This is a genomic window from Salipiger sp. HF18 (assembly GCF_011806505.1).
In the GTDB taxonomy this organism is placed as follows: domain Bacteria; phylum Pseudomonadota; class Alphaproteobacteria; order Rhodobacterales; family Rhodobacteraceae; genus Salipiger; species Salipiger thiooxidans.
On the sequence record NZ_JAATOS010000512.1, the window covers coordinates 1 to 2766 of the forward strand.

The window sequence follows — 2766 nt, forward strand, 5'->3', positions numbered from 1 at the left end:
AGGAATCTTCGCGAAATGCTCTTCCATCCAATCCCGGCTGTGAATCTTCATCTGGCCAATGATATATGCTGTCATAATGTTCTCCGTATTTGGGCATGGGCAGGCTGCCCAAGCAGCCTAAGCGGCATAGCGATGTCCGCCAACGGGGTTCTCAAATCGTCAGATTAGGCATCCAGGGAGCCTAGAGCGGTCATGCGGGAACGCAGGGGGACGCGCACAATCACTCCCAGGAGCGCGCGACTCCCGGCCCAGAGCCGACATTGCATTTCGGATCGGACGCCGCGTCGCAACTTCACCGAAGCGGCCGTCCATAGAGGAGCCAGCATTTACAATGGACAAAGATCCGAAATGAAGAGCGAGACTAATCTTCGTTTCGGCAATGCAAAAAAATCTGTTGAGAGCATGCAACCGACGCGCTCTTCCCGAAAGACCATGTCAACGCAGACCATACCAATCGGCGGACGCCGAGACATTTTCTGTTGCGGTATACTTTTATGGACTTCTATAGTCCGCTGTGCGGCTTGGCTGCAGGTCGGAAGAGGGCATGGAATGCGGCGGTTGTTCAAATATTGCGGGCGGCTAACGCCTGTGCGAAACTTGGCGGTATTGGTCGCTTTTTTCACTCAGATCGGCCTTTCTACGAGTTGGGCGGCTGACCTGGAAGCGCCTCGGGGAGATGTCCTCCTGACGATCTCGGGCGACATAACGCAGACGAACATCGGTGATACGGCGGAATTCGACTACGACATGATCGCTGCACTGCCTGTCACTGTCGTTGTGACATCCACGCCTTGGACCGACGGTCCGACCGAGTTCACCGGCGCGGCGCTCGCCGACCTGCTGGACGCGGTGGGCGCACAGGGCAGCGTCATCAAAGCCGTGGCCCTGAATGGCTACATCGTCAACATCCCCCTTGTAGATGCGCGCGAGACCGGTGCCACCATTGCCTATCTGAGAGATGGAAAACGGATGACGGTCCGAAACAAGGGGCCGCTCTGGATCATCTATCCTTTCGACAACCTCACCGGCGACCAGGACGTTTATTTCAACCGCGCAATCTGGCAACTTCGGTACCTCGAGGTCGGCGAGGATTGACGCGTTGAACGCGATAAAGAAATCCTTGGCTTATCTACGGCAAGGTCATGGAAAGCTATGGCATCTTGGCAGGGCCGCACTTGCGATCGTCCTTTTGCTATTGGTCTGGGCAATTGTTGTCTTGGCCATGGAGTTTCTCAAAACTGCCGAAATTGTCCAGAAGAAGAACTGGGAAAACCCGCAATGGACGGTAAACCACACTGAAATTGAGTTTCTCGAATTCCTCTGGCAATTATCCGAGGCGAAAAACGACGAAAGCGCTGACCTGGACTCGCTGCGCCTCGCTTTTGATATCTTCTACAGCCGCGTTGCAACGCTACAAGATGCCAACATCGCCGAAGAGTTGCGGTCTTACCCGAGTTTTGCAGCCGAACTTGGAGACATCACGGGATTCGTTGATGATGCGGTCAAGATCGTCGATGCACCGGATCCGGAATTGCGCGCTGCTTTGCCAAACCTTGCCAGTCAGGCGGTAGAGTTCCGGGAAAATCTGCACCGCCTGAAGATGATCTCTCTGGAGCACTGGGCGGCCGAAAGTAGCAATAGACGCAATGCGTCGGCCCGCACGCTGTTATGGCTTTCCTTTGCTCTGGCGGCAACTTTTGCGCTCCTGTCGGCCCTTGTTGCGGGCCTGTGGCTGAATTATCGAGCAAACCTGCGGCGCCAGAAGGCGATTGCAGAGGCTCATAACCTCACACGCCTTGCAGAAGCAACCCTACGGCAAAACGAAGCCCGTCTGCGGGAAGCGCAGAAGATCGCGAAGCTCGGCGCTTGGGAAGTGAATTCGGAAGGGCAGCTTTATTGGTCGGACGAGGCGTTCCATATCTTCGGCATGACGAAGTCCGAGTTTGACGGAACGGTCAGCAGCTTCTTCAAGCGGTGCCACCCGGACGATATCCCACGCATCAGGTCGGCGGCACGCGAGGCGTGGGATACCCACAGCAAGTACGAGGTGACGCACCGGATCGAATTGCCGTCTGGTGAGACACGGACCTTGACAGAGCGTGCCGAACCCGTACTCGACGACTCTGGCAAGACAATCTGTCTTGTGGGGACGGTCCAGGACATAACCGAGCAAACCGTCGCCGAAGAGAAATTGCGCCAAGCCCAGAAAATGGAGGTTGTCGGCCAGCTCACCGGCGGCGTTGCCCATGACTTCAATAATTTGCTGGCGGTCATTCTCGGAAATCTCGAATTGCTTCAGGAGAAAGTCGAACCGGAAAACGAAGACACCTTCATTCAGGCCGCCATCACGGCAGCGGAGCGTGGCGCAGAACTGACAAAGAACATGCTGAGCTTTGCTCGCCAATCCCGCCTTGAACCCAAGATCACCGACCTCAACAAACTCGTGCGCGAGACGAAGTCGTGGACGTCGCGGGTTCTGCCGGAATCCATCGAGGTTGAGGTGTCGCTTCTGGCGGGCCTATGGCAGGTGGAGGTTGACCAATCGCTGGCGCAAAGCGCTCTGTTGAATCTGTTGCTTAATGCCCGCGATGCCATGCCCGATGGCGGTAAGCTAACGATCGAAACCGCCAATATCCGCATCGACGAGGCCTATGTCGAACTCAACAGCGAAGAGGTTGAGCCGGGGCGCTACGTCATGCTCGCGGTCAGTGATACCGGGACGGGGATCGCGCCCGCACAGTTGGCGCGGATATTCGAACCATTCTA

2 protein-coding genes are annotated in these 2766 nt (G+C 56.3%); both read left to right on the forward strand.

The genetic code is table 11. The features are described 5' to 3' along the window. Positions 1-549 precede the first annotated feature (549 nt). Positions 550-1095: an oxidoreductase gene (locus tag HC022_RS23325; protein ID WP_254885253.1), complete on the forward strand. Its 546-nt coding sequence runs from the start codon at positions 550-552 to the stop codon at positions 1093-1095. A gap of 4 nt (positions 1096-1099) precedes the next feature. Beyond that, a partial coding sequence (locus HC022_RS23330) for a hybrid sensor histidine kinase/response regulator (RefSeq protein ID WP_167453996.1) occupies positions 1100-2766 on the forward strand: 1667 nt, incomplete at its 3' end.

Excerpts from the sequence above, each read along its gene's own strand:
- HC022_RS23325 (WP_254885253.1), top strand. The coding sequence starts at position 550 with ATGCGGCGGTTGTTCAAATATTGCGGGCGGCTAACGCCTGTGCGAAAC.